The following is a 19090-nucleotide window of genomic DNA, read 5'->3' on the forward strand; positions in this document are numbered from 1 at the left end:
GCCCGGCGCGGGGTGAGACCTTGCCGGCGCGTTCGCGGTGGCTGCGGTATACCCATGGTCACGGTTCGCGCGGCACTGGCTTGGCGCTGCCGGGACCGGCGGCTACAGTGATCCGCACTTCAGGGGAAATTTGCATGGCCGGCAAGGCATCGCCCATCGGACTGCGGACCTGGGTCTGGATCCTGGCGGGGTCGTTCGTGGTCTGTACGCTGCCGTTGATGGCCATCGCGCTGGTCCAGGGCACGCTGCGCTACAGCGCTGCCGAGGACAACCTGGTCAGCCTGCGCCAGCTGCGCCAGACCTTCGACCTGGCCAACCTGGTCTCGGCCGAACGCGGCCCGGCCAACAGCCTGCTCGGTGCCGACCCGGCCGATGCCAGCGAGCATGCGCGGCTTACGCTGCAGCTGGCGGTGGTGCGCAGGCGTGTGGACACCGCGCTGCAGCAGCTGGATGCCGTGTTCACGGCTGATCCGGGCGTGGTGGATGAGCATGGGATGCTGGCAGACGCGCAACGTCGCCTGCAGTCGGCGCGCGCGGGCGTGGACCGGGTGGCAGCGCAGCCGCGCGACGCACGACGCGTCGAAGACGTGGAGCGCGCGATCAGCGGCATGTTTGCCGTGGTCGACCGCCTGCACCTGCTGACCTCGGCACAGATCAACGTACTGGTCAGGGCCGACCGCGAAGCGGCGATTCCAGCCATGCAGGGGCAGGTGCTGATCGACCTGCGCGAGCACGGCGGGCGTCTGGCCTCCAACGTGATGGCGCCGGTGGCGGTACCCGGTGCCTGGCGCAACGAACAGGTGCGCGCGGCGCTGCAGACCGAGGGCCGCCTGCTGGAACTGTGGCGGCTGGCCGGCAGCCACGAATCGGTGTTCCGCAGTGATCCGACGCTGTCCTGGCATTGGGATATGGCGCGCCGGCAGTTCTTCGGCGAGTCACTGCCGATGATCGAACAGCTGATCGACGACGGACGGCGTGGCCTGCCGCCGCCGTGGACCGCTGCCGAGTTCACCACGCGCTACGTGCCGACCCTGCAGTCGCTTGAGGCGCTGCGTGACGGTTACCTGAGTGTGTCCATCGCCAGGTTCGAGCACACCCGCAACCGGGAGGCCACGCGGCTGGCGGTACTTCTGGCCACCGCGCTGGGAACCCTGGTGGTACTGGGTGTGGCGCTGCGTATCGCGCATCTGCAGATCCTGCGGCCTCTGCTGCAGGCACAACGGCAGGTGATCCAGATTGCCTCCGAAGCGCCGGGGCCCGAGCAGCATGTCACCCATCCGCTGGCCGAGATGCAGCGCCTGTTCGATGCGATTGAAGTGCTGCGCGAGAAGTCGCGCGAACGCTCGGCGCTGACCAGCGAGCTGCGCCAGCTGGCCGGCACCGATGAATTGACCGGACTGCTGAACCGTCGCGCGCTGGAGGAACTGGTGCAGCAGCGCCACGACGAGGGGCGGATGAGCGCAGTGGTGATCCTGCTGGACGTTGATCGCTTCAAATCGATCAATGATGGTCATGGCCACGATGCGGGTGATGAAGTGCTGGTACAGGTGGCACAACTGCTGCAGCGCCATCTTCGCCGCAGCGACAGCATTTCCCGCTATGGTGGCGAGGAGTTCCTGGTGCTGCTGGCCGACGGTGACCTGGCCGCTGGCCGACAGCTGGCCGAATCGCTGCGGCTTGCGCTGCAGCAGCTGGACATCGTGGTGGCCGGCGGTACCGTGCTGCGGGTGACCGCCAGCTTCGGCGTGGCCCGCGGTGCTACCGACGCCTTGGGCTGGCGGACCCTGCTGCGTGCCGCCGATGCGGCCATGTACCAGGCCAAGGCGCAGGGCCGCGACCGCGTGCGGGTCGCCGGTGGTGGGCGCATTCCACGCTGAAACATCATGTTCATCGCTGGCGCACGCATGGCTGCCTAGACTGGACCTTCGACCATTTGGCAGGAGCGCATCATGACCGTTCGCCCCGTCGTTGCTGCAGCGCTGCTGGCCGGGATGCTGGCCGGCTGTACCTCCACTTCGTCGCAGACCGCTGCGGATGCGCCACGCCACCCCTCGGTTGCCGCCGACCTGAGCCCGGTGCCGGCTTTCACCGGCGGCGGTGCGGGTTGGAGCATTGAGATCGCCTCCACCGGCCAGGGCAACCACGATGCCAGCCTCAGCGCTGACGGCCGTACCCTCAAGGGCACGCTGCGCTATCCGGGGCAGCCAGCCGATGCACCGAGCTCGCTGATCGTGCTCAACGGCGAGCTTGGCCAGCAGCCCGCCATCGTCGAGATCAAGCGTGAGTCGTGCCGCACTGCCGAAGGTGTGGACACCCTGGCCAGCGTGCAGGTGACGATGGAAGGGCAGCCGCAGCGCCGCGGTTGTGGCCACCTGGCGGTGTATTGAGGTCGCGCGACGGTATGCTCGAGATTCCCACGCTTTACACCGAACGCTTGCGGCTTCGCCCGCAACGGCTCGATGACTTCGAGGTCTACGCCGCATTCCTGGCGTCGCCGCGTGCGTGCGGCATGGGCGGTCCGTTTGGTGAGGTCGCCGCGTGGGGGCAGTTCTGCCACGACCTGGCCAGCTGGCAGCTGTTCGGCCACGGTGCGCTGATGATCGAGCGCGGCGACAGTGGTGCCTGCATCGGCCAGGTCGGTATCAACCACGGTCCGTTGTTCCCGGAAAAGGAACTGGGCTGGCTGCTGTACGACGGCCATGAGGGGCAGGGGTTCGCCACCGAGGCGGCCGGCGCGCTGCGCGACTGGGCCTTCGTGGTGGCGCAGCTGCCGACCCTGGTCAGCTACATGGCGCCGGACAATATGGCATCACAGGCCGTTGCGCAGCGGCTGGGCGGCGTGCTCGATGTGCAGGCCGTGCGCAGCGATGCGGATGATCTGGTGTACCGCTACCCGCGTTGAGGCCTAGCCGCGGGTGGCGGGGGCCTGTACCGTGCGGCCGAGCGCCTTGGCGACGCCTTCGCGCTTCTCGATCAGGAACTCCATCAGTGCACGCACGCGAGGTGGCATCTGCTCGCGCGAAGGCACATACAGGTAGAAGCCGGGGAACGGTGCCGACCACGCCGGCATCAGGCGGACCAGGCGCCCATCGGCCAGCATCGGCTGCAGTGACAGATCGATATGCTGCATCACGCCCAATCCCTGCAGCGCGGCGCGGATCATGCCCTCATCGTCGTTGGTGACATAGCGTCCGCGCGGTTCCACTTCAAAGTCATGACCGGGCTGGCCCGGCGTGCTGAATTCCCAGGCATAGACCCCGCCGCTGCCGGTCTGCCGGTAGCCCAGGCACTCGTGGGCGGCCAGTTCGGCGGGCGTGGTGGGCGTGCCATGGCGGGCCAGGTAGGCCGGCGAGGCGACCACCACCATTTCCAGCATCGGCGTGACCGGCACGGCGATCATGCCTTCGGCCAACCGCTCGCCAAGGCGGATGCCGGCGTCACAGCCGTCGGCAACGATGCTGGACAGGCCGTCGTCCATCACCAGCTCTATGCGCAGCTCGGGGTAGCGCGCGAAGAACTCCGGTAGATGCGGTTCGATCAGCGTCTTGGCAGTCAGGCGCGCGGTGTTGATGCGCAGCAGGCCGGACGGAGCGTCATGGCTGGCGCGCAGGTCGCGTACTGCGGTTTCGATGGTGCTCAGCGATGGCCGCAGTGCGTCGAACAGGCGCTGGCCTTCCTCGGTGAGCGACATGTCACGGGTGGTCCGGTGCAGCAGGCGTACCCCCAGCTGTTTCTCCAGGGTCTTCAGGCTCTGCGACAACGCCGGGCGCGAGACCCCCATCTCAACGGCCGCTTTGGTGAAGCTGCGGTGGTGGGCGATGTGGGCAAACCAGGCCAGCTGGGGCAGCAGGGCCGGGTTGATCGGGCTGGGGGCGCTCATGGGGCTCGGTCGGCAGGACGGCGGGAGAAGATGGCGGCACAGGTTGTCGCTATTTGGTAATTGCAGCTTACTACTTTGGTTGTGATTGGCCGCTTTTTCGGCCCCAATCCCAGGTCTATCGTGCTTGCAACGGCGACACCCGTCGCCTCCCGCCGCTATCGAGGAGCCGCAGCATGGAAACCATCAACATCCAGAATCCGGACATGGCCTGGCCGATCGCCGCCGACCTGCATTTCCCGCCGGACTTCGACCGCAACCGGGTCTATCCCGCGATCATCAGCATGCATCCGATCGGCAGCTGCAAGGAGCAGACCGCCGGCAACATCTACGGTGAGGCCCTGGCTCGCGAGGGCTACGTGGTGATCGCCTATGACGCCAGCTTCCAGGGCGCCAGCGGTGGCGAGCCGCGTCGGGTCGAAGACCCGACCCAGCGCGTGGAGGATGTACGCCGCGTGGTCGACCATCTGGTCACCCTGCCGTACGTGGATGCCGAACGCATCGGCGTACTAGGCATCTGTGGCGGTGGTGGCTACGCGATCAACGCCACCATGACCGAGCGCCGCATCAAGGTGGTCACCAGCATCACCGGTGTCAACTTTGGCCGGCTCAGTCGTGAGGGCTTTGGCGGATTCGATCCGATCGGCACGCTGGAGGCCATCGCTGCCCAGCGCACCGCCGAGATGCGCGGCGGCGAGGCCCGTGTGGACCTGTTCCTGCCGCCTTCGGTGGAACAGGGGCGCGCCGCCGGCATCACGGATATCGATGTGCTGGAGGCCACGGACTATTACCGCACGCGCGAGCCGCAGCCCAACGGCGTGGTCAGTGCGCTGTTCTCGCATCGCGGTGCAGCGGTGGGGTGGGATGCCTTCCACCTGGCCGAAGTCCTGCTGACCCAACCGTTGCTGGTGGTGATCGGTGACAAGCCGGGTGGCTTTGGTGCCTACCGCGATGGCCTGGAGATCCATGGCCGTGCGGCGTCGAAGCACAAGCAGTTGAAGGTGGTGGAAGGCTGGTCGCATTACGACCTGTATGACAAGCCGGAGCCGGTGCGCGAGGCCCTGTCAGCGGTCGTTCCCTTCTTCAAGCAGCACCTGTGAGCTGATGTGGCAGGTGGTGCCGGCCACGGGCCGGCATCATCTGTACGCGGAGTACTCCGCCCAGTCATCGAGATCGGCCAGTTCCGGCGCCAGCGCATGTTCGACCGCACGCCGCAGCAGTGCCGGTGCGACGTAGTGGCGGTGCGTGCTGTCGATCAGCGCCATGTAGATGCGACCGAACGCATTGTGGGTCTGCACGCGCGAACCGAGGCTGATCTCGATGCGGCCATCGCCATGCCGCTGCACGCGCACGCTGCTGCGGAAACGCAGATGGCGATCGTCGGCGCCGAGCAGCACTTCGGCACAGTCATCTTCTGCATCGACGTGCGAATCCAACACTGGATAGCGACCGGCGAACAACCGGCTGCGGTCGGTCGACAGCAGTGACGATACCGGGCAGCCGAGCGGTGAGGTGCGCAGTCTCAGTGGCGCAACCAGGCGGTTACGCAGCGCCATCAACCGGCCCACACCGCCGGGGGGATTGCGCAGGAAGCCTTCCAGTACGTCGGCCAGCAGTGCCGACGCGGAACGCTGCCGCAGCTGTGTGCTGTCCAGCTGCAGCGTAGTCAGGTCCTGGTAGTGGCTGAGCGGCAGCGCAGTGGCCAGCAGGCCGTCGCTGTGTGGCGCCTGCGACTGGACCGGGTAGGCCGGTGTGGCGCGTTCGACGAACCCGCGCAGCGGCCGCAGTGGAATCCGGCGCAGCGGACCGAGCAGGGCACGGGTACGCGCACACAGCCGGGCACTCAGGCTGGGGGGTGCGGCCTGCAGCGACAGCCGCAGCAGTGGCGCTGCCGAGAGTGCAGTGGCCGATGGCCAGTGGGCATCGGGCAGTACCTCGGTCAGGCTGGGGATATCGGCCGCATTGCGTTGAACCTGTGCACGGGTGTGCTCGCTCAACGCACCGGCCAGTTCATTGCTGTGGCACGACAGCGCGAACAGCGCCGGATGGTTGCGGTGGTTCGATGCGAACTGGTGCCACGTGCCGCCGCCGAAGCGCACGGTGAACAGGCAGTCCGGTGGAATGCGGATACGCCGCAGCGTGCGTGCGAAGGCAGCGGGATCGCGCGCCAGCTGCGCGTCGGAGGCGGTGGCGAAGCGCAGCTCGGCGCCCGCGCTTCCGGCGATGGCGGTGAACGTGCGCGGGCCTGCATGGCGATGAAACGGGTGACCACCGGCACCGACGGTGAAGCTGTACAGCGAGGAGGCGTCGCCCTGCTGCAGATGCATGCCGCCCAGTCGCGCCGAAGGCTCGTCCAGCGCATCGATGAAGGCCGGGTGGTGGTGCTGGCGCTGGCTGGCGTCGGTCACCAGCGCATCACCGGCACCGATGCCGAGCTGCGCGATCAAGGTGACTTCGGTCGGGCTTCCGCCCTCCTGCCCCGGAAGCTGTACCCCTGGGAACGAACGGCGGTCGCGGGTCGAACCAGGCATGGTCATGCTCCTTGGCGGGGCAGTTCAGCGGGCAGGGGGCTTGCGGCGCGCGCGTGCTTCGCGCTTCAGCGGGCCGCCGACCGGGCAGACTTCGGCGGCCCAAGAAAACAGCGTGTTGGCCAAGCGGTCGGGCACCTGCCGGAAGTAGACGAACTGGCCGCGCTTCTCGCGTTCGATCAGGCCGGCTTCCTCGAGGATGCGCAGGTGGCTGGACAGCGCCGGCTTGCTGAAGTCGAAGCGTTCGGCCAGTTCGCCCGCGCTCAGCTCACCGGCGCTGAGATAGGCCAGGATCTGGCGGCGGGCGGTGGAGGCGAGTGCTTCGAAGATACGGTCCATGGCAAGCTAATTAACTAATTCGTAAACTGATACTCCTCCCGCCAGCGACGGCTGTCAAGCCATGACCCGTTGCGCGTGGCGCCCGGGCTTTGTCATCCTCCCTGCTGTTTTCCGTAGCGTGGAATCCCGATGCGTCCTGCGTTCTGGCTGGCTTTGGCCCTGCTGCCCACCCTGGCGGTGGCGCAACCTGCGCGTACTGCAAAGGCCAAGGCCCCTGCACAGGATCCCTTCAGCGAGCTGTTCGACACCGCCTGCATGCAGCACATCGGTGCCCCGGCGCGGTTGCAGTCGCTGATGGAATCCAATGGGCTGTCGCCGTTGCAGCCCGCCGAAGCCGCGACGCTGTTGCAGGGGCAATCGGGCGTGGCCTGGATGGTGCCTCTGGCCAGTGGCCGCTATGCGGTGAGCTGGGCTGACGATGGCACGTGTACTGTCTACGCCGAAAAGGCCGACGCGGCGGTCGTGCAGAAGGGATTCGCCCGGTTGGTGCAGGCCGCACCGAAGCCGTTGCAGGTGCGGTCGCTGCCAGGGCGTGGGCCGCTGTCGGCCGATCAGGTGGCCATCCAGTACGGCTGGGCCACGCCGGGGCAGGGCAAGCTGCAGGTGCGATTCCGCCTGGTCACACGGCAGGCGGCCGAAGCCGGCGTGCAGGCGATGGCCTCGGCGGCCCCGGGCGAAGCGATGCTGGCGCAGGGCGCGCCTGGGCCCTGAAGGGCCCACGCTCGCGATTCAGCCTTTCACGCGGCAAGTGGTATATCGTTTATCGATAAATTCACCCGGGGCGGCGAGGCCACCCCAATGCCGGAGGCCGCTTGACCGCTCGTCCCGCCCGCGCCAGACCCGCGCGAGGCTTGTTCACCCTGGCCCAGGCCGCCGTACAGGCGGTGCGGGCGATGTGCTGGCTGGGCATCCTGGCCGCACTGCTGGCCGTGCCGCTGGTCGCCCACGACCGCAGCTGGCTGCTCGACAGCATCCACGACGCTGATGCCGCTGCCGTGCATGGCAGCGACCTGTTCCTGCATTTCTGCCTGGGCCTGGGCGCGATCGTCGCGCTGCTGGTGCTGTGCCTGATGTTCCTGCGCCACCTGCTGCGGCTGTTGAAGTCGGCGGCGCGCGAGCGGCCGTTCACCCACGCCAATGCACAGCGCCTGCAGCGCATGGCCTGGCTGATGCTGTCGATGGAGGTGCTGTCGATCCTGATCGGCGCCTACGCCGCCTGGATGGGCCCGGACTTCACCTGGATGGAGGTGGGCGGCGGCATGTCGATCACCGGCCTGGTCGCGGTGCTGATGCTGTTCGTGCTGGCACGCGTGTTTGTCGTGGGTGCGGCAATGCGCGATGACCTCGACGGTGTCATCTGATGGCGATTGTCATCACCCTGGACCGCATGCTGCAGGAACGGGGCATGACCCTGTCCGAGCTGGCCGGGCGCATCGACATCACCCTGGCCAACCTGTCGATCCTCAAAACCGGCAAGGCGCGCGCCATCCGCTTTTCCACACTTGATGCGATCTGCCGTGAGCTGCAGTGCACGCCCGGTGACCTGCTCGGGCATGACCCGGCGCAGGCGCAGGAGGCTGACTGAGTGTTTCCCCTTTTCCCTTACCTACTGACGAAACGGACCTGAAATGGAATGGTTGGCTGACCCCTCGATATGGATGGGCCTTGCAACCCTGGTCGTGCTGGAGATCGTTCTCGGCATCGACAATCTGGTGTTCATCGCGATCCTGGCCGACAAACTGCCGCCGCACCAGCGTGACCGCGCGCGGGTGATCGGCCTGGCGCTGGCCCTGCTGATGCGGCTGGTGCTGCTGGCCGCGCTGGCATGGATCATGAAGTTGACCGAACCGCTGCTCACGCTGTTCGACCACAGCTTCTCCGGGCGTGACCTGATCCTGCTGGGCGGTGGTCTGTTCCTGCTGTTCAAGGGCACGATGGAACTGCACGAGCGGCTGGAGGGCCGCGAGCATCACGAGGATGGCAAGAAGGTCTACGCCAGCTTCGCGATGGTGGTGGCTCAGATCGTGGTGCTCGACGCGGTGTTCTCGCTGGACTCGGTGATCACTGCGGTCGGCATGGTCGACAACCTGGGCGTGATGTATGCCGCGGTGACCATCGCGATGGTGCTGATGCTGGTGGCCAGCAAGCCGCTGACCCGTTTCGTCAACAAGCATCCTACGGTGGTCGTGCTGTGCCTGGGCTTCCTGTTGATGATCGGTTTCAGCCTGGTGGCCGAAGGCCTGGGCTACAAGATTCCGAAGGGTTATCTGTACGCGGCGATCGCCTTCTCGATCCTGGTTGAAGCCTTCAACCAGTGGGTGCGCTTCAATCGTGAGCGCAACGAGCGCCGCCAGCCCTTCCGCCAGCGTACCGCCGACGCCGTGCTGCGCATGCTGGGCGCGCGCCCGGCCAATGGGCACGACGACGAAAGCGCTGACGAACACGTCGATGCCGAAGAGCGGTTGCAACCGGCCGAGCACGAGATGATCCGCAGCGTGCTGGGCCTGGCTGATCGCCCGGTGTCGAGCGTGATGACCGTGCGTGCCGACGTGCAGTGGATCGACCTGGCACGTGGGCAGGAGGATGTGGTGGCACGCCTGGTGGCATCGCCGCACACCCGCCTGCTGGTGGGTGATGGCGACCTGGACAGCCTGCGCGGCGTGGTGCAGAGCCGCGACCTTCTGGCCGACCTGCTGCAGGGCAGGCCGCTGCAGCTGGAAGGCAACCTGCGCGAGCCGCAGTACGTGCTGTCCAGCGCCAGCGCACTGCAGGCGCTGGAACTGATCCGCCAGCACCCGGTGCCGTTGGCGGTGGCGGTGGACGAGTACGGCAGTGTGGAAGGCCTGGTGACCGCCAACGATCTGCTGGCGGCCATTGCCGGTGACCTGGTCGACACCCAGGACGAGCGCTATGGCGTGGAGGCGCAGGGCGAGAACCAGTGGGAGGCCGACGGTGCACTGACCCTGGACGACCTGCAGCGCCTGGCCGGCGTCTCGCTGCCACGCAGTGCCGACTACATGACCATCTCCGGTCTGGTGCTGGAGCGTCTGGGGCGCCTGCCGGACATCGGTGACACGGTGGAGATTGCGGATGTACGCATCACCGTACTGGCAATGGAGAAGCGTCGCATCGCCCGCCTGCGGGTGGAACGCATCGGGCTTTCGTAGAGTCGAGCCATGCTCGACTGGCCCTCTGTAGAGTCGAGCCATGCTCGACTGCTTCCTGAGCAGCCGGGTACGGGCCCGGCTCTACACAACACTGCCGGCAACCGTCACCATGTCGGGCCCGTTTTCCTTCCCGGATGGTTGCAGTGCTGAGTACGATCGGTTTGTTGATGGGCCTGTACGTGGCCTGGCGCCTGTTCTGGCCACTGCGCATGCCCCTCTGGATGAAGGTCGTGCTGTCGCTGCTGCTGGTGAGCGTTGCCGTGCAGCTGCGCATCGTCGCCATGTTCTGGGGCACGATGGCCTCGCCGGAAATCCCGAAGCTGGCCATCGCCTCGTTGGCCACGGGTTCGACTGCCGTACTGCTGCTGGCGCTGGTCCTGCTGGTGCTGGACGCGGGCCTGCTGGTGTCGCGCATCCTGCGCAGGCCACGTGCTGTATCGACGTTGCGCGCGCCGAAGCTGCGCCCGGCGGCGGGTGTACTGGCGCTGCTGGTCAGCGCCTATGGCGTCAGCCAGGGAATGGCGGTGCCCAAGCCCAGGCAGATCGAGGTGAGCATCGCCGGGTTGCCGGCCGGGTTCGACGGCTATCGCGTGCTGCAGCTGACCGACATCCATGCCAGCCGCCTGCTGACCGGCGACTGGGTGCGCAGGGTGGTGGAGGAGAGCAACGCACTGAAGCCGGACCTGATCGTGATTACCGGCGATCTGATCGATGGCAGCGTCGAGGCCCGCCGCGACGACGCGCGGCCACTGGCCGATCTGCATGCACCGGATGGTGTCATCGCCATCACCGGCAACCACGAGTACTACGCGCAGTACCAGGAGTGGATGCAGGCGTTTCGCGCGCTGCACATGCAGGTGCTGGAGAACAGCCACCTGCAGGTACGACGGGGCGATGCGGCGCTGACAATTGCCGGCGTCACCGACCCGGTGGCGGCGCGCTATGGCCTGCCTCTGCCGGATCTGGAGGCCGCGCTTGCCGGTGCTGATCCGGGCGCGCCGGTGATCCTGCTCGACCATCGCCCGCGCAATGCGCGCGAGGCTGCCGCACGCGGGGTGAAGCTGCAGCTGTCCGGGCATACACATGGCGGCCAGATCATCGGCATGGACCAGCTGGTGAAGCGCGCCAATGGCGATTATGTGTCCGGTCGCTACGAGGTGGATGGCATGACACTGTACGTGAGCAATGGTGCTGGCCTGTGGGCCGGTTTCCCGGCACGCATCGGCGTTCCTTCGGAGATCACCCTGATCACCCTGCGCCGCGCCCCGTGACCCCTGACAAACCACATGGAAGGAACCATTGCCCATCCCCGCGCACCCATGGAACGTCTGATCCGCGCCAATGCGGACGAGATCAATCGGCTGCGCCAAGCCATCCGCGAAGCCGCTGGCGCGCGCTGGCGTGGCCCGGAACAAATGCAGCAGCACGCGGCAGCCTGCGCGGAATACCGCCAGCGGTATGAACAGCTTGCGTTCCCGGGTGGCTACGCCAATGCGCTGAAGCAACTTGCCGAACGCGATCCAGATACGGTGGATGTCGTGCTGACCTTCCTTGAGGTGCGCCCGTACTTCTTCCGTTCCGGATACATGTGGAAGACGCTGCTGAAGCGCGTGCAGCGGGTGCCGATGGGCGCGAAGCAGCAGGCCCGGATGCAGAAGAACCTCGATGCCTACGCTGCCTACCGGGCGGGAAGCCAGCACACCGGGTAGCTCCACGCCATGCGTGGAGGTCGCGCAGCACCCAGCGTCCCAGCCGGCCCCGGATCGGCGATCATCTGCACTGGGTTCTGAAACCAGGAAACACGCAATGCAGGGAGCGCATCATTCAATCCGGCGTCCGCGCCACGTCGCGCTGCTGGTTGGTCTGCTCGCGCTGGCGGCATGCCAGCGCACAACGGATGCGCCGACCGGGGCACCCGCAGCGGGCACACCGCTTGCCGCCCCGGCCATGGCAGAAGACCTCTCTCCGCTGCTCGATGCCCTGCCGAGCTGTGCGCTGGACGGCTGGTACATCGACGTTCAGACCTATCGCCCGGCACATCCCTGGCTGGCCGCGAATGCGCCGAAACCCTGCAAGGTGGACGAAGAGAGCGAGATCGCCACGTTCTGCGTGCAGGGGCAGTGGAAGGGGCTGCCGGTGGAGGAGGTGATCCTGCCGACGATGACCTTCGTCTCGTTCCGTGGCGTGAAGATCGGCCTGCCGCTGGAGAAGGCACGTCCCATCGTCCGCCAGCGTTTCGGCCAGGACTTCCCGGGTGGTGCGGCTTACGAGGAGGGCCGAGAGCCGAAGCTGCTGGCCGACCCCGAGGATGCGCAGCGTTCGTGGCTGCTGTGCAGCACGCCGGAACCGGGAGACGACGTGGGCAGCCAGGCAGGCGTCAGCTACTCGGGCATGAACCTGCCCTACGACCACGACGGTTGCAGCTACCGCTACAGCCCGGTCGACTTCTGCGATGCGCGGCACCGCGCAGCCATCGACGATGCGCTCCAGCACCAGGAGCCCAATTTCAACCAGCACTACCTGCTGGTACAGGTCGATGATCGTCCAGAGTACTTCCAGCGCACGCTGATGCTGGTCGATACCCGCACGGGCAGGGCGACGCCACTGCCGTTCGATGCCTTCACCGGGCCGGCGGGGAAGGGCGGTGATGCAACCGGATACGGGACACTGGAAACGGGCGTGGACCAGCAGCAGTTCTGCCTCGATGGCACGTTGCTGGTGTACCGCGTGTTCGAGGAAGGGCGCTTCTGTTTCGGCTTTGACGGTGAGCGTTTCACCGGCCATGAAACCCAGTACATGCAGGCAGTGGATAGCTGATGACCGGCATTTCACCCCGTCCATGCCACGCTGCGCGGAACCTGTACATCCGGGATCGAGGCTGTTGAAGGCGAATACGCAATGACCGTGGCGCGGCAGCGCTCGATGTGGGTGGCGGGCCTGTCCACGGTGGTGGAGTGGTACGACTTCACCCTGTACCTGTACTTCGCGACGGTGTTGTCGCGGGTGTTCTTCGGCGGCGGCGAACAGGCGCTGCTGGTCACCCTGGCCGGCTTCGCGGTGTCCTACCTGATGCGTCCGCTGGGCGCACTGTGCTTCGGCCACCTGGGGGACCGGCTGGGCCGGCGTTGGATGCTGCTGGCATCGATGGCCTTGATGGCAGCGGCGATGCTGGCCACCGCGCTGCTGCCGACAGCGGCCACGGCGGGCACTACGGCGGGCGTGCTGCTGCTGGTACTGCGCTGCGTGATGGCATTTTCGGTGGGCGGTGAGTACACCGGCGTGGTGGCGTACCTGCTGGAAAGCGCACCAGCACGGCGACGCGGCCTGGTGACCTCGCTGGCATCGGCGGCCAGCGAGGTGGGCGCGCTGCTGGCGGTGGCGATCTCGGCGCTTACGGTTGCGCTGCTGCCCACGGCGCAGCTGGACAGCTGGGGCTGGCGCATTCCGTTCTTCTTCGGTGCCGCGCTGGCACTGGTGATCCTGGTTGCGCGCTCGGGCATGCACGAATCGCCGGAGTTCGAACGCCAGCGTCGCGAGGGCAGTATTCCGGCTACGCCGCTTCGCCACGTATTGCGTAACCACCCGCTGGCAGTAGCGCGCACGTTTGCGATCTCGGCGCTGGGATCGATCACTTATTACGTCGGCATCACCTATGTGCCGGCATTCCTGCATGCGCAGGGTCATGACGAAGGTGATGCACTGTGGCTGTCGACGATTGCGGCAGTGGCGGTCATTGCGATCACGCCGCTGTGCGGCGCATTGTCCGACCGCGTCGGGCGACGCCCGATGCTGCTGGGTCTGACTCTGCTGGCGGCGCTGCTGCCGTTGTCCCTGTTCGCGTGGATGGCGGAGGCGACGGCGCTGGGCATCGCGCTGGCGGCGGTGCTGCTGGCCTGCGTGGCCGGTGGCGTGAGCGCGGTCGCGGCCCCGGCTACGGCCGAGCAGTTCCCGGGCGAGGGCCGGGTCAGCGGGTTGGCACTGGGGGTGACCATGGCCACCGCCTTCTTCGGCGGGGCAACGCCATGGCTGGCGCAATGGTGGGTGGAGCGCAGCGGCTGGGCAGCGGCGCCGGGCGCGATGATCGCGCTGGTGGCGGTGCTGGTGCTGCCGGTGCTGTGGACCCTGCCCGAGACGGTCCCGGGCAGGGCCAGGCGCTAGCGGGTCAGACCTTCAGGGTCTGCTCGATGTCGGCCAGTACCGCGGCCGCATCCACGCCGATGGCAATCGACTGCACCACGTGGCCATCCCACACGCTGGGACCGAACGCCAGGCCTTCCGGCTTGGGAATGGTCATGCCGCGGGCGACACCGTCGGTGGCCACGCGCACGCTGGCGCGCTCGAACTGGAACAGCTCCGGGCGGGTCAGCGCGATGCACGCGCAGCAGTCGTGCACGACCATGCCCTTGTGGCCGGCCTGCAGGTAGAAGTCCACATAATCCTGCGACAGCGCACGCACCAGCTCGGCGTCGGCACCGCCGATGGCAGCCAGCTTGTCCAGGCCGTCACGGTCCATTTCCACGCGGGTGGTCACGTCCAGACCGATCGCAGTAACCGGCCAGCTGGCGGTGAACACCACGTCGGCGGCTTCGGCATCGCCCCAGATGTTGGCCTCGGCGGCCGGGGTGATGTTGCCGTTGACGTGGAAAGCGCCACCCATGATCACCACGCCGCGCACCAGGCCGGCGATGTCCGGGGCCTGCTGCAGGGCCAGGGCCAGGTTGGTCATGCGGCCGACCGCGACCAGGGTCACCTCGCCCGGATGGGCGCGGACCAGGTCGATGATCAGCTGATGGGCCGGGCGCGCATCGGCGGCCACGTCCAGGCTGGCCGGCACCGGGTGGTTGCCCAGGCCGTTGTGGCCATGGATGTGCACCGGCCAGGCTTCCGGGGTGGCTTCCGGCTGCAGCGGGCCGCCGGCACCGCGCGCGACCGGAGCGGCAAAGCCCCAGGCCTGCTTCAGGTACAGCGCGTTGTGGGTGGTCGACTCCACCGAGGCGTTGCCGAAGGTGGTGGTGACGCCGATCAGGTCGATCTGGGCGTGCTTGTGCAGGTACAGCAGGGCCAGGGCGTCGTCGACGCCCGGGTCGGTATCGAAAATGACTTTCAGCATGTTGTTGTTCTTCTTCTTCCGTGTGGTGCGGGGGGCGCCGGCGGCCCGGAGGCAGGCCGGCGCGCCCTACATTGTCCCATCTTCATGACAGGCAGGGCCAACATCGGGGTGGAAGGCCATAATGCCTCCAGTCCAGGCACGGAGTCGCCGAATGCTGATCGTTGCCCTTCTGCTGGTCCTGCTGGTGCTGGGCCTGAACGTGGTGGCTACCGTGGTGATCGTCAGGCGTGATGGCCTGTCGGCGGGCGGCCGGACGGTGCAGCTGCTGCTGGTCTGGCTGCTGCCGCTGGTCGGTGCGATCCTGTGCATGGCAGTGGCCACGGCCGATGGCTCACCCGCGCGGAGCGATGGCAGTGGCGGTGGGCCCGCCGATTTCTCCGGTGGCTATTCCGGGGACAGCCACAGTCATCACAGCTACAGCAGCTCCGACTGTGGAAGCGACGGCGGCAGCGGTGACGGTGGTGGTGGCAGCTGCAGCGATTGAGGTCTCTGTAGAGTCGAGATCCTATGTTCGTGGTCAAGCCTGCTGGAAGCAGGCTTGACCCACCTTCAGCATGGCCGGATCGAAGTCCCGGCCGCTTTTGAAGACACCCCAGGCGATCCTGGCCAGCTTTCTGGCCAGGATGTTGAAGACGGCGGTGCTGGGGTGACCGCGTTTTGACAGCTCGTCGTAGAGCGGTTGCCCCCGGCGACACCGCTTGAGCCCCATTGCGGCCATGTAGAGCATCTGGCGCAGCACTGGCGCGCCCTGTTTGGACAGCCGACGCCGTCCCGTTCTGCCGCCAGACTCGTTGGGCCGGGGATCCAGGCCGGTGCAGGCGATCCACGCGTTGGCGTTGGCCAACGGCCAGCGCGTCATGTAGTAGATCAGGTGAGCGGCGACGGCAGGGCCGATACCAGGGATGGTCAACAGGCGCTTGTAGAGCGCGCCATGCTCTCCATCGCGACCCAAGCGCTGCAGTTCGCTTTCCAGCTCGGACAGCGTCCCAGCCAGAGCGCAGAACAGATCTGACAGCTCCCCGGGGGCACTTTTGCTTACCCCGAAGGATTGCTCCAGGCGCGCGCGTGTCTTTACCAGCGTCTGCCGCTTGCGCAGCAAATCGTGCATCTGCTGCTGCTCGTCGGTACGCGGTACGTATTCACGCAGGCGATCGCTCTCCTTCTTCACGTACCGGGCGATCGCTTCGGCGTCCATGGCGTCCGTCTTGCCACGCGAGCCCGTCGCCCGGCCGTAGTACTTGATCAGACGTGGATTGATCACATAGACAACGTGGCCTGCCTGGCCAGCCATCCGAGCCAACAACTCGTAGTACCGCCCCGTCGCCTCCATGCCAATCCGGCATCGCTGGGGCAAGGTGTTGAGCCACTGGGCTATCTGCCCGGGTGTTGGCGATCCTGTCGCCGGCCTTGCGGTCGGCCACTGCCGGTACGAACTCCTTGGAGTCCACGTCCACGCCAATATCGAGAGAATCAGACATTTGTACGGCTCCCAGCTATCTTTAAGGGGCTGGGGTGGTACCGCACCGACGTTAGCTTGCCTACATCGACGATCCCCTTTGGGGGCCGTACGATCCTTTATCGACGTTCGTGTGCGGGATGGGGATCGCTCGACTCGTCTGTCGGCTAGTATCCGCAGATGCATGCTTGACGGTCCCTCCACCCTGGCTCCTACATACCGCGTAGGAGCCGGGAGGAACATACAAGCCATGCTCGACTGCACTTCGCTCCAACGCCGCGGTGCCTGATCGAAAGGCAGTCGAGCATGGCTCGACTCTACAGAACAGCGGTTGGCTGCGGCCGGTAGTGCCGGCCGCTGGCCGGCAACCCCAACAGCTCAGCCGCCGCCTTCGGTCGGCAACGGCGCCGGCACGTTCAACAGCCCGCCCGCCGCCACATAGGCGGCCAGCGCCTGGCCCTGGCTCAGCAGGTGGCGTTCCATGGTGCGTTCGGCAGCCTGCGCGTCGCGGCGGCGGAAGCATTCCATCAGCTCGCGGTGTTCGGCCAGCGACTGCGCGGTGCGACCCGGGGTCAGCAGCTGACGGCCACGATGCATCTTCAGGATGCGGTGCAGGTCGTGGGTGATGCGGATCAGCCACGGGTTGCCCGCGTAATGCTGCACGGTTTCGTGGATCAGGTAGTTGTTGCGGTAGTACTCGGCGATGTTGCCCTCGGCCGCCGCGGTTTCCATCGCTGCATGCAGGTCTTCCAACTGCTGCACGCCTGCATCGTCGATGTGCTTCACCGCCTCATGCGCGCAGCGGCCTTCCAGCATCGCCATCACCGGGAACAGCTGGTTGAGGTCTTCCAGCGTCAGTCGCGTGACCCGGCTGCCACGACCCGCATCGATCTGCACCAGGCCTTCGGCGGCCAGCAGCTTCAGCGCCTCGCGCAGCGGCGTGCGGCTGATGCCCAGTTCCTCGCACAGCGCGGGCTCGTCGATCCATTCTCCCGGCGGCAGCCGGTAATCGTAGATGCGCTCGCGCACGTGTTCGGCCACCTCTTCGTACAGAGGTGCGCGCTTCTTCGGTGACCGCGGGGCAGGGGCAATGGCCATGGTGGAAGTGTACCGCCAGGTAGTGCCGGCCGCTGGCCGGCAACCCATGATCGCTGGATGGCTTCATGAGAGTGCCGGCCAGCGGTCGGCACTACCGCTGGGCGGTTACATCCAGCCCGGCACCACGAACACCAGCCAGGCCAGCAGCGGTCCGAGCGCAACCACCAGGCCGCTGTAGACCAGGAAGCGGCGGAACAGGGTCTCGCGCTCTTCCTTCGCGGCCGAGGCCACCACCAGTGCGCCATTGGTCGAGAACGGGCTGACATCGACGATGGTGGATGACACCGCCAGCGCGCAGATCACGCCGGCGGCGCTGAGGTGACCCTGCATCAGGAATGGCACCGCCAATGGAATCGTCGCGCCGAGTACCGCTGCCGACGAAGCGAATGCGGAGACGATGCCGCCGACATAGCAGACCAGCAGCGCTCCGAGCAGCGGGATGCCGATGTCGGAGACACCGTTGCCGATGAAGTCCACCGCGCCGGCATGTTCCAGCACGCCGATGTAGGTCACCACGCCGCAGATCAGCAGCACGGTGGACCAGCTGATGCCATCGACCGCACCCTTCTGGCTCTGCGGGGACAACAGCGCCAGCGCCACCGCCACGGTGATCGAGACCAGGCCGACGTTGAGGTTGTAGATCAGCGCGGCCACGCCCAGGCCGAGCAGGCCGATCAGGGTGAACAACCGCTCGCGGGTCAGGTTCACCGCATCCAGTGCCACCGGATCATTGCTGAGCGTGCCGCCGCCTGCCGCGACCAGCGCGCCATGACCTTCGATCGCGAACTGGCGCGACGACGCCTGCGGGCCACCGGCCATCGCCAGCTCGGCATTGCCGAGTGTTCCTGCTGCGGTGATCGAGCCACGGCGCAGCAGGGCGATGCCACCAAAGGCGAAGAAGCAGATCGTCGCCATCATGAAGTTGAAGCCCAGACTGGTCAGGAACACCGCCATCTCGGTCACTTCCAGCCCGGCTTTCTGCACCACGCCGTTGGTGATGCTGCCGTATACGCTGATCGGCGAGAAGCCGCCCGCCTGTGCGCCATGGATCACCAGCAGGCCCATCATCAACGGGTTGATGTTGTACTGCTTGGCAAAGCGCAGCGCGACCGGACCGATGATCGCGACCGCCGCCGGGCCCAGTGCACCGAACGCAGTGAGGACCGCGGTGATCACGAACATCACCCACGGAATGGCCACGATATGGCCGCGCACGGCTTTCACTGCCCAGTGCACCAGCAGGTCGATGGTGCCGTTCTTCTGCGCGATGGCGAACAGATAGGTGATGCCGACCAGGGTCAGGAACAGATCGCCGGGGAAGCCGGCCAGCACCTCTTTGCCCCCCATGTCGACCCACAGTCCGCCGATGATGAAGGCCAGCGCGAAGGCGACGGCACCCATGTTGATCGGCATCGCGGTGGCGACGATGAACATGATCACCAGACCGATGATCGTTGCGATTTGTGGACTCATGCGCCCTCCCAGACACGTGACTCACGTACAGCGCGGATGGAG

General features: G+C 66.7%; 20 protein-coding genes. 13 read left to right on the top strand and 7 right to left on the bottom strand.

The window, feature by feature from the left end:
• Positions 1-134: 134 nt before the first annotated feature.
• The 3 genes from ACZK45_RS05380 (at position 135) to ACZK45_RS05390 (ending at position 2902) form a co-directional block, all read left to right on the top strand.
• Positions 135-1877 (top strand): GGDEF domain-containing protein, encoded by a 1743-nt coding sequence (locus ACZK45_RS05380; protein WP_032127635.1) that lies wholly within the window; start codon positions 135-137, stop codon positions 1875-1877.
• A 72-nt stretch (positions 1878-1949) separates the two neighbouring features.
• Complete coding sequence (locus ACZK45_RS05385; protein WP_125893731.1) at positions 1950-2387, top strand: hypothetical protein; 438 nt, start codon at positions 1950-1952, stop codon at positions 2385-2387.
• A gap of 14 nt (positions 2388-2401) precedes the next feature.
• Positions 2402-2902 carry a GNAT family N-acetyltransferase gene (locus tag ACZK45_RS05390; protein WP_478445557.1) on the top strand — a complete coding sequence of 167 codons (501 nt, stop codon included), beginning with the start codon at positions 2402-2404 and terminating at the stop codon, positions 2900-2902.
• 3 nt (positions 2903-2905) lie between these two features.
• Here ACZK45_RS05390 and ACZK45_RS05395 read toward each other — a convergent pair whose 3' ends face one another.
• Entirely contained in the window at positions 2906-3880 is a 975-nt protein-coding gene (locus tag ACZK45_RS05395) for a LysR family transcriptional regulator (protein ID WP_478445558.1), read from the bottom strand.
• A gap of 173 nt (positions 3881-4053) precedes the next feature.
• On the opposite strand from ACZK45_RS05395, the gene ACZK45_RS05400 reads away from it, so the two are divergent.
• Positions 4054-4977, top strand: coding sequence for an alpha/beta hydrolase (locus ACZK45_RS05400; RefSeq protein ID WP_478445559.1), 924 nt, complete (start codon positions 4054-4056; stop codon positions 4975-4977).
• A gap of 36 nt (positions 4978-5013) precedes the next feature.
• Here the strand turns inward: ACZK45_RS05400 and ACZK45_RS05405 are convergent, their stop codons facing one another.
• Entirely contained in the window at positions 5014-6408 is a 1395-nt protein-coding gene (locus tag ACZK45_RS05405; RefSeq protein WP_478445560.1) for a DUF2867 domain-containing protein, read from the bottom strand.
• A gap of 24 nt (positions 6409-6432) precedes the next feature.
• The gene (locus ACZK45_RS05410; protein WP_478445561.1) at positions 6433-6744 is read right to left on the bottom strand and encodes a metalloregulator ArsR/SmtB family transcription factor; all 312 of its coding nucleotides are present in this window, start codon (positions 6742-6744) and stop codon (positions 6433-6435) included.
• A gap of 129 nt (positions 6745-6873) precedes the next feature.
• Between ACZK45_RS05410 and ACZK45_RS05415 the strand changes: the two genes are divergently transcribed.
• The 8 genes from ACZK45_RS05415 (at position 6874) to ACZK45_RS05450 (ending at position 14069) form a co-directional block, all read left to right on the top strand.
• Positions 6874-7455 carry an NMCC_0638 family (lipo)protein gene (locus ACZK45_RS05415; RefSeq protein WP_032127629.1) on the top strand — a complete coding sequence of 194 codons (582 nt, stop codon included), beginning with the start codon at positions 6874-6876 and terminating at the stop codon, positions 7453-7455.
• Positions 7456-7637: 182 nt separating this feature from the next.
• Complete coding sequence (locus ACZK45_RS05420) at positions 7638-8105, top strand: DUF2975 domain-containing protein (RefSeq protein WP_478445869.1); 468 nt, start codon at positions 7638-7640, stop codon at positions 8103-8105.
• The gene (locus tag ACZK45_RS05425; RefSeq protein WP_032127628.1) at positions 8105-8329 is read left to right on the top strand and encodes a helix-turn-helix domain-containing protein; all 225 of its coding nucleotides are present in this window, start codon (positions 8105-8107) and stop codon (positions 8327-8329) included. The genes ACZK45_RS05420 and ACZK45_RS05425 overlap by 1 nt, the downstream gene beginning before the upstream one ends.
• Before the next feature lie 43 nt (positions 8330-8372).
• Positions 8373-9911, top strand: coding sequence for a TerC family protein (locus tag ACZK45_RS05430; RefSeq protein WP_100437521.1), 1539 nt, complete (start codon positions 8373-8375; stop codon positions 9909-9911).
• A 134-nt stretch (positions 9912-10045) separates the two neighbouring features.
• On the top strand, positions 10046-11182 hold the full coding sequence (locus tag ACZK45_RS05435; RefSeq protein ID WP_478445562.1) for a metallophosphoesterase: 1137 nt from the start codon (positions 10046-10048) through the stop codon (positions 11180-11182).
• 15 nt (positions 11183-11197) lie between these two features.
• Entirely contained in the window at positions 11198-11620 is a 423-nt protein-coding gene (locus ACZK45_RS05440; protein WP_478445563.1) for a hypothetical protein, read from the top strand.
• Positions 11621-11717: 97 nt separating this feature from the next.
• The gene (locus tag ACZK45_RS05445) at positions 11718-12728 is read left to right on the top strand and encodes a hypothetical protein (protein WP_478445564.1); all 1011 of its coding nucleotides are present in this window, start codon (positions 11718-11720) and stop codon (positions 12726-12728) included.
• Positions 12729-12809: 81 nt separating this feature from the next.
• Positions 12810-14069 (top strand): MFS transporter, encoded by a 1260-nt coding sequence (locus ACZK45_RS05450; RefSeq protein ID WP_125893743.1) that lies wholly within the window; start codon positions 12810-12812, stop codon positions 14067-14069.
• A 4-nt stretch (positions 14070-14073) separates the two neighbouring features.
• On the opposite strand, the gene ACZK45_RS05455 is transcribed toward ACZK45_RS05450, so the two are convergent.
• Positions 14074-15021: a nucleoside hydrolase gene (locus ACZK45_RS05455; protein WP_004147861.1), complete on the bottom strand. Its 948-nt coding sequence runs from the start codon at positions 15019-15021 to the stop codon at positions 14074-14076.
• Positions 15022-15172: 151 nt separating this feature from the next.
• On the opposite strand from ACZK45_RS05455, the gene ACZK45_RS05460 reads away from it, so the two are divergent.
• Positions 15173-15505 carry a hypothetical protein gene (locus ACZK45_RS05460; RefSeq protein WP_125893745.1) on the top strand — a complete coding sequence of 111 codons (333 nt, stop codon included), beginning with the start codon at positions 15173-15175 and terminating at the stop codon, positions 15503-15505.
• A 33-nt stretch (positions 15506-15538) separates the two neighbouring features.
• Here the strand turns inward: ACZK45_RS05460 and ACZK45_RS05465 are convergent, their stop codons facing one another.
• The 3 genes from ACZK45_RS05465 to ACZK45_RS05475 form a co-directional block, all read right to left on the bottom strand.
• A complete protein-coding gene (locus ACZK45_RS05465; protein WP_478445310.1) occupies positions 15539-16351 on the bottom strand; it encodes an IS110 family transposase in 813 nt (270 codons plus the stop codon).
• A 504-nt stretch (positions 16352-16855) separates the two neighbouring features.
• Positions 16856-17575 carry a GntR family transcriptional regulator gene (locus ACZK45_RS05470; protein ID WP_057499721.1) on the bottom strand — a complete coding sequence of 240 codons (720 nt, stop codon included), beginning with the start codon at positions 17573-17575 and terminating at the stop codon, positions 16856-16858.
• A 105-nt stretch (positions 17576-17680) separates the two neighbouring features.
• Complete coding sequence (locus ACZK45_RS05475; RefSeq protein ID WP_032127621.1) at positions 17681-19048, bottom strand: SLC13 family permease; 1368 nt, start codon at positions 19046-19048, stop codon at positions 17681-17683.
• Between the last annotated feature and the right edge of the window lie 42 nt (positions 19049-19090).

This window comes from Stenotrophomonas sp. 63632_Sma, from assembly GCF_056482875.1.